8 protein-coding genes are annotated in these 8,350 nt (G+C 38.1%); 2 read left to right on the top strand and 6 right to left on the bottom strand.

Annotation, left to right across the window (positions count from 1 at the left end; translation table 11 throughout):
• Positions 1–243: 243 nt before the first annotated feature.
• The 3 genes from ACVWXS_RS16375 to ACVWXS_RS16365 all read right to left on the bottom strand — a co-directional run bounded on the left by ACVWXS_RS16375 (position 244) and on the right by ACVWXS_RS16365 (position 3,106).
• Entirely contained in the window at positions 244–1,602 is a 1,359-nt protein-coding gene (locus tag ACVWXS_RS16375; protein WP_456959110.1) for an acetamidase/formamidase family protein, read from the bottom strand.
• A 441-nt stretch (positions 1,603–2,043) separates the two neighbouring features.
• Entirely contained in the window at positions 2,044–2,658 is a 615-nt protein-coding gene (locus ACVWXS_RS16370; protein ID WP_368638025.1) for a PH domain-containing protein, read from the bottom strand.
• Positions 2,659–2,914: 256 nt separating this feature from the next.
• Complete coding sequence (locus tag ACVWXS_RS16365) at positions 2,915–3,106, bottom strand: hypothetical protein (protein ID WP_456959108.1); 192 nt, start codon at positions 3,104–3,106, stop codon at positions 2,915–2,917.
• Positions 3,107–3,223: 117 nt separating this feature from the next.
• Here ACVWXS_RS16365 and ACVWXS_RS16360 point away from each other — a divergent pair, with 117 nt between their 5' ends.
• Entirely contained in the window at positions 3,224–3,946 is a 723-nt protein-coding gene (locus ACVWXS_RS16360) for a response regulator transcription factor (protein ID WP_368638026.1), read from the top strand.
• The gene (locus ACVWXS_RS16355) at positions 3,943–5,331 is read left to right on the top strand and encodes a sensor histidine kinase (protein ID WP_456959106.1); all 1,389 of its coding nucleotides are present in this window, start codon (positions 3,943–3,945) and stop codon (positions 5,329–5,331) included. Before ACVWXS_RS16360 ends, ACVWXS_RS16355 begins: the two co-directional genes overlap by 4 nt.
• A 24-nt stretch (positions 5,332–5,355) precedes the next feature.
• On the opposite strand, the gene ACVWXS_RS16350 is transcribed toward ACVWXS_RS16355, so the two are convergent.
• The 3 genes from ACVWXS_RS16350 to ACVWXS_RS16340 are packed head-to-tail and all read right to left on the bottom strand — an operon-like array spanning position 5,356 to position 8,342.
• Entirely contained in the window at positions 5,356–5,718 is a 363-nt protein-coding gene (locus ACVWXS_RS16350; protein WP_456959104.1) for a YxeA family protein, read from the bottom strand.
• A 1-nt stretch (position 5,719) separates the two neighbouring features.
• On the bottom strand, positions 5,720–7,588 hold the full coding sequence (locus ACVWXS_RS16345; RefSeq protein ID WP_456959102.1) for an FtsX-like permease family protein: 1,869 nt from the start codon (positions 7,586–7,588) through the stop codon (positions 5,720–5,722).
• Entirely contained in the window at positions 7,575–8,342 is a 768-nt protein-coding gene (locus ACVWXS_RS16340; RefSeq protein ID WP_456959100.1) for an ABC transporter ATP-binding protein, read from the bottom strand. The genes ACVWXS_RS16345 and ACVWXS_RS16340 overlap by 14 nt, the downstream gene beginning before the upstream one ends.
• Positions 8,343–8,350: the final 8 nt, after the last annotated feature.

Raw genomic sequence — 8,350 nt, 5'->3', positions numbered from 1 at the left:
TATTTTTTATGAAAAAAATTTAAAGCCGGTGAAATTTTACTGATCGTAAAATTTCACCGGCTTTTTAGTTTAGAGATGGGTTTTGTCCCAGCCTCATTTTTTTCTGCATCGAAAGTGTAGCGGCAGATGCAAAAATGTTTTTCTGCCCCGAAAGCGCAGCGACAGATTTCCTCCCTACAACACAAAAAAGCAAACTATAAAATACTTCTAGTTTGCTTTCTTTTCAGGCTTCTCTTTATGCATTTAATCATATTGTTTTTTCACTGGCTTATAAATTCGTGCTTTTTTCAGTACTGTTTTAGGTACTTGGAAGGTTGCTGTGACGACTCCTGGATGACGACCAATTTCAATCGAGCCTGTAATTGTCGCTCGATTCATAACCTCTGGCTCACTCATCTCAAAGAGCCTTGCAGCACGGCTTATAGCATTAGTTGTTGCCTCATTTAATGACGTTCCAGAGCCAACCACCGATACAGGGAATGCCTCCTCCACGTGTTTAACACCAAATTCCTCTGCAAGCTCACGTGCACGACGTTTTTCTTCCTTTGTAAAAGGTTTCGCTGTATACGGTAAATCTTCTGTATTTGGCAACAAAATAGGACCGTCCAAATCTACTTTTTTCAATACACTTACCTGTAGTTGAACAATACCAGCAACATCCGTTGTATGTCCTGCAATTTCGCCGTCCCCTTGCATTGCGTGCATATCACCAATATACACACCACCGCCTGGAACCTTTACGGGACAAATAATTGTCGCTCCCTCTCGAACACGGCTTATATCCATATGCCCATCTGTGCGATGTGTATCTAATTCCGTCTGCGTAAATGCATATTCATGTGGTGCTCCGATTAAAAACGCACCGAAATCACCAGCATTATGAGAGTCTGGCATCGCCTTTGAAGGTGTCGTTCCAAGCTGCCCTAAAAACGGACGCATTCTTGCCATAACACCTATCAAATCACTTGGTGCTAATGCTACTACAGGATTTTGCACAGAATTTTCAGGTGTACGCATATAATTTTTCGCATCAAGAGCAATACGGCGAGCCCCTTCTCGTCCAACAGTCACACCAATATTACCTTTATGATCTAATGCCATTGTATAACCATTTGTCATGTTAAAAGGTGATGTTTCTGTATCACATGTCGAACAGCGAATGGACTGCCGACCTATCCCTTTGACAACTGTACTTGGATGCAGCTTACCACAGCCCGGGCATTTTACTGATACGAATGGATCCCCAATAGATCGATCCGGAATTGCCTCATCGTGTCCAGATGCTGTTGCTAATGATGTCACCTGTATGGATTTAATTTTGATGACAATGGCATCCCCTACCTCTGCCCCTTCTACAAATACAGGCTTTGTCACTTCATGCCCACCACGGATCGTCGGTGTTAGCATCGGGCCCCAACATCCTGGCGTCGTATTAGCAATAATTGTCCCACCATCTTTTACAGGACCAAGCATTTTTTGCTGAGGGTCTAAAATACCATCTATGAACTCATTTACGAATAATGTTTCGACGGCTTGCGGCTGCTGTACAAGGTCGTCACTTTCCTTTTCTTCTTTTTCAAGCACATGCAATTCGTTTATCATTTTTCGTCACGCCCCTAGTTCTGATTTTATGTATATAGATTTTTGTTAAAAACTTAAAGTGTCTAAAAAATTCTCCTATATAAAGTTAAATTTCGACATTAAGATCGATATTCCCTGCCATTTCGAGGAAAATGTCACTACACATATGCATTGATAATTCAAAATTGTATAGAAATCACTTCTTTATCAGTGTATTTCTACTATTTTAAAGCTATCTATACATAAAAAAGCGCAGACTCGTACAAATGTATTGTAAAAGTCTGCACTTTATTTGGACCACAATTATCTTCATTTCTTATTATATGTCGGTAGTTTTAGTACTATGAATATATAAGTACGTCGTGTATTAGACCATACCAATATATTTAAACTGTACATATATTGTGCATGGAAGAATATCTTCAAGCATACTAGTTTTCTTCTTAGTAGCCCTATATTTCCTTAGTTATTCATGTATAAATCAAAAATATGTGAGAAATCTTCTTTCTTGTATTTGTCCTTATGGTCAATCATCCAATTATTAGAAAAACGTGTGATTTCCTCGAATGATGCAGACGGTGTGACATTGTCATTACCGATACGACCAATTGAAGAAGAAGCAATGGATAAACTCTTTTCTGCCACCTCTAACTTGTATGCATTTTGCTTTTGCTCATAGCTAATGGCATGCAACGCTTTATATAAATCTTTAATGTCATCAATAAAACGTTTATGAATGTCAATTGATAATGGCGTATTGTCGATTGTAAATTTAATTTCGACATCAAGATCAATAGTTCCTGCCGTTTCGAGGAAAACTTCACTAATATGGTGCATTGCGTAGTCGTAACGACGCAGTAAACGCTTTTTGCTCATTGCGCTTTCACCGTCTACATGAATAATTGCACGATTTGTAAAGCAATACTCATCTGATTTCGTCTTAATTAAAAAATATATTTTCTCATCAATTTCATGCAGGATAAAATCATCTGCATCCGTCTTATCATAGTCCTCACGAGTAACAACTACCCCAATATCTGAAAGTCCAAGCGCGTCTGCTGCTATTTTTTTAAACATCATTTTCCTCCTAAATGGTTGATACTATTATTACGCTTTTCATCTGTAAAAAGTTTCAAAGAGACCTTGGTATCCCTAAAAATACTAAGACTACAATGGTTAAAAAAAGCTCCAATAGTCTATTCATAAAAATTCTTATGACGATTTACACCAATAAAGGGTCTCTGTGCTTTTTGATTGCTCAAAAACCCTTTCGTTCACCTTTCATAGATTATTATATTTCAATTGTGGATATGCACACTTTCCGTGGGTAATCTTAATTTAATGGGATTGTCACAGAATCCATCTCTTTTATTTCCATACCTTGCCCTGAGCCCAAGGAGAAATAGATAACAGGAACAAATGTAATGGATGTAGCCGCTGGTTCAATGGCCTGTACAGTAGCGCCTGATTTATAGGAAATGCCATTGTCCTCACTTTTAGCACCATTTCCGTTTACTTCTTTCAAGTAGGTTTCATTTATAATAAGAAAAAGTCCTTCAAGCTACTTTCAAAAGTAATAGCAATGCGTTATTGTTAAAAAACTATTAGTGATTACATTAAAAGAGGAAGGACGTGTTTAATCATGCAAGAACCAACTATTTTAGTGGTGGATGATGAGGCTGATTTAGCTAACCTGCTAAAAGTCAGTCTACAAAAAGAGGGCTATCAGCAAATTCATACGGCTGGCTCTATTCAAGAAGCTTGGACGAGTTTTCAACAGACACAACCCGATATTGTACTTCTCGATGTGATGCTTCCAGATGGTGAGGGCTACGATTTATGCCGACGTATTCGAGAAGTGTCGCATGTACCAGTCCTTTTCATGTCAGCGAAAAATGAGGAAATTGATAAACTTTTAGGACTTGCTATTGGTGGAGACGATTATATTACGAAACCTTTTAGTCCTAAGGAAGTCGCCTATCGAGTAAAGGCTCAGCTTCGTAGAGCCGGCTATCAAATGCAGGAGACTGCACCAGTTACCCCTGTAAAGACCATACAAGTTGGACCATTCCTGTTAAATGGAGATGAAACGGAGGTACATAAGGACGGCGTTTTATTGGAGCTAACAGCGAAGGAGATTGGCTTGATGGCTTGCTTTATGCACAATCCAAATCGAATATTAAGTAAAGAGACGTTGTTCGAGCGTGTTTGGGGAGAGGACTTTTTCGGCTCAGACAATACCGTTATGGTGCATATTCGACGACTGCGCGAAAAGATTGAAAAAGATGCTTCAAAACCTGTGTATATTACAACTATAAAAGGGCTGGGCTATAAATTTGTCATCCCCAAAGAGGAACAGGGATGAAATGGAAACTAACTGCCCGCTTTCTACTGTCTGTGCTTTCCATTGTCATCATTGTTATTTTTGTGAATACAGCAATTTTAATTGGGTTTTTTATTTTCCAACAGTTCAGTAATTATAATGTTTCTCAGTATTCAGAGGAAAAATACGTTCGTGATTTTCAACAATATATCGATATAAATAACGGAACACCTTCCGTAAGTAAAGAAGGGCTTCAACAATTGCATCAGCGGAATGCTTGGATTCAATTGCTTGATCATAACGGACAAGTCGTTGATGCCCATTTTGCACCAGATAAAGCTCCTTCACACTATGCACCGATAGACCTCATTCAAGTTTATAAATATAAAGAATTCGATGCCGATACAACCGTGTATATGGGCAGTAAAGAAAGTATTAGTTATCTGATCGGCATTAAGGGTAGTGGTGTTACTCGATACATCATGCATTTTTCTGGCTCATCTGTACTACAATTTATGGGTAAATTCGGGCTTCTTATTGTCATAGCGGATCTATTGGTAGCAGCATTGGTAGGATGGTTTTTCGGGCGTACATTAACAAAGCCACTTTATGCAATGATCGAACGAATTCATCACTTAAAGAATCATGAACATAAGCCAATAAAAATGCCAGGTGGTGTATACAAGCCTGTTTTTGAAAATTTAAATGAAGTATCAAGGGAGTTAGCTGCCCATGAACAAGAACGAAAGCGACTAGAAGAACTACGCGAGGAATGGATCAGTAATGTCTCACACGATATGAAAACGCCTCTTGCCTCGATCCGTGGTTATGCGGAGCTACTGAATGATGGGAAATCGACTCCTTATGAACAAACAGAATATGCTCAGATTATCGAAAAACAATCATTGCATATGCAAGATTTATTGGATGATTTAAATTTAACTATGCGATTAAGACATCAACAGCTTCCACTCAGCTTAACCGAGGTAAATATGGTGCAATTTATCCGCGAAATTGTTATTGATACACTCAATACACCACAATATGAGCAGGCCAATATTGAATTTAATGCAACTGAAGAAGTCATCAAGCATCACATCGACGAACACTTTATGCGACGAGCCGTGATGAATTTTTTACACAATGCATTGCTTCATAATCCTTCAGATGTTGCAGTCAATATTCATGTTGATGATCATTCTATTACGATTTCTGATAATGGTAGCGGCATTTCTGCTGAAGACCTTGAACATATTTTTGAACGCTATTACCGAGGTACAAATACTGAGCAAACACTTGGCACTGGGTTAGGTACTGCTATCGCTAGAGATATTATTGAAGCGCATGGAGGAACTGTAACGATGACCTCCGAAGAACAAAAAGGTACAACTGTCATTATTCGATTACCAGTAGAAAAAAAGGAGTAGCCCTATGCGGACTACCCCTTTTTCTTATTTCTTCATTAGCTTCTGAACTTTTTTAGGTAGCTCATGGAATTTTACTTCATCATATGATGTAACTTCCGTTTCTTTTTTTACATAAAGCTTCATGTATGCATCGTGACGTAAATTTTTATGAGCTGAAAACTTTAATGTTTGCTCTTTACCGTTTTCGTCATAAGCAGGTATCTCGTACCAATACATTTTCATAATTTCTCCACTATCTAGCTTATATTCCTCTATTTCACCATCAGTAGTGATATGAACATAGTATGCTTCTTTATTTAAACGGTTAAAATCCACGGTGATTAGGACAACAAGACCTGCTACAAACAATAAGAACAATGCTCCTATACCTAAGAAAACCTTTTTCATATTAATTCCCCTGTCTAACAATTTTATAGAATGAACGAACTGTAAAGATATAATATATGCCGTAAATTGCGGAATAAGCAATCATCCACAGTACGACTGGTTTAGTTATATCCATACTAAATAGCTGTGAAAAGGCTAGCAGCGCAAATGCACTATGTGCGATGCCAACAACGAGTGGTGCACTAAAGATAACTGCAACCTGCCCTGCAACTGTTTTTAATATTTGTTTTTTGTTAACACCGATTTTATTTAAAATTGCATATTTAGACTGATCTTCCTCTGCCTCTGTTAAAACTTTGAAGTAAATAATACTTCCTGTCGCAGCTAAAAATACTAATCCTAAAAAGCTTCCTACAAACAATAGCGATCCTACAGTAGCTAGACTATCTTCATAACTTTGCGGAACACTTGAAAACCCTTCCTGCTGTTCAGATGATAATTGATTGTAAATCTCCTGTGAAATGGCTTGTTGCTTCAAGTCATTATCCATACCAACTACCTGCATTTTAACAGCTTCTGCATTTGTTGCAGCGAACACTTTATCATTAACAACGAGTACTGTACCAGCTGGCATAAAGTTTAATACACTCTCTGTATACATTTTAGCAACATGGAATGATTCCCCGTTCTCCAATTTAAACTCTTCGCCGGTAAAATCATGTGAAAAACGTTCATCGAAGCTTGCATCAAGTAAAACTGTTGAACCATCTGCAATGTGCAGTTCTTCATCTTTTCCCTGTAATTTTGCTAAACGATTATAATCGGATTCTTGTAATAATGTATATTCAAAAAATGAAAATTCATTATCGACACGTAAATTTTTCACGGCAAGCGATTCATTGTACAAGACGTCTTCTTGAGAAAATTTCACCGTATCGCCCTTCCACATAAATGTGTTAGGTAACATTTGACGTACAGTGGCCTCCGCATTGTAGTACATTCCGAAAACGCCGCCCCCTGCTGTGATCGTTGTCGCACTTAAAATAGCGATGATTGAAAGTGATTTAGCATTTGCTCGAATACGGTACAATAATTGTGATACACCAATTAAATTCAAGCCTTTCCACGACCAAGAAGTTGCTTTTTTCAACGTCATTAACACAAATACGCTAACACTATGGAATAACAGATATGTCCCTGCAATTGTCACACCTATCACCATTAGTGGAGTACCTAATACTGTGAAGAATCTCCAAATCTTACTCGTGAAAATATCTAAGGACGCTGTATAATATCCAAATGCAATTAGCGCCGTCCCAAGTAGAGCTACTAAAAGCGATGCACGTGGAATTTGCTCCCCCTGCTTCTCAGCATGAAACAGGTCAATCAGTTTAAATTGATAAATGACACGATAGCCCTGTAAAGATGTGAATAAAAATAGTAAAGTAAAAATCCCTGTTGTATTTACTAGTGCCTCCGAGGAAAATGTTAAACTACCTACAACCTCATAGCCCATCAGACGCACTAAAATCATTAATAAACCTTGTGACATAAAGAATCCTAGAATAATTCCAAGTACTAAAGAGACAAGCCCTATTACTAAGTTCTCGAAAAAGAGCATTAAGCCGATTTTCTGTTTACGCACACCTAGTAGTGAGTATAGAGCTACTTCCTTTTTACGTTTCTTCATAAAAAACGAGTTGGAGTACGCCATAAAGATGACGATAAAGAATAATAGCACAACAGAAGATGCACTCATCAAACCTTTAATTTGCTGTGACGATTGTTTTAAGGCTGAAAGATCATCGTTATATTTCAATGTGACAAATGTAAAGTAAATAACGATACTGAATACCATCGAGGCGATATATAAAAAGTAATTCGACAAATTACGTTGAATATTTTTACGCGCTAAACTAAATAACGTCATTTACTCCACCTCCGATGCCTGCAAGCACCTGTAAAATCTCTTGGAAGAACTGCTTTCTTGTTTGAGTACCACGATGAATTTCCTTAGAAAGCTGTCCGTCCTGAATGAATAGTATGCGCTGACAGAAGCTTGCTGCAAATGCATCATGCGTAACCATCATAATAGTGGCAGCTTGAGAATGATTCAGATCACTTAAACTTTCAAGCAAGTCTGTTGCTGATTTTGAATCAAGAGCACCAGTCGGCTCATCCGCAAAAATTAATTTCGGCTCTGTTACTAACGCACGGGATGAAGCTGTACGTTGCTTTTGCCCACCTGAAATTTGATATGGATATTTATCGAGTAACTCTTTTATACCAAACAGTGCGGCTATGCGTTCCACCCTTGCATTAATTACCTTTATTGGCATTTTTGCAATCGCGAGCGGCAAAACAATATTTTCACGAACTGTTAAAGAATCAAGTAAGTTATAGTCTTGGAAGATAAACCCTAAATTATCACGGCGAAAATCTGCTAACTCTGCATCCTTCATGCGTGCTAAGTTTGCATCGCCAATAACGATTTCACCAGTCGTTGGCGTATCAATCGTGGCTAATACATTTAGTAGCGTCGATTTCCCAGCCCCTGAAGGCCCCATTACACCAACAAACTCTCCTTTTTCTACTTCAAACGATATATTCGATAGCGCTGTAAATGTATTTGCGCCTTTGCCGTAAGTCTTTTCAACATTTTGTACCTTTAATAATGGCGTCATAAACGCTC

Source organism: Lysinibacillus sp. TE18511, assembly GCF_054062295.1.
Note: the sequence above shows the minus strand (reverse complement) of the source record. Positions and strands in the feature narration are given on the sequence as shown.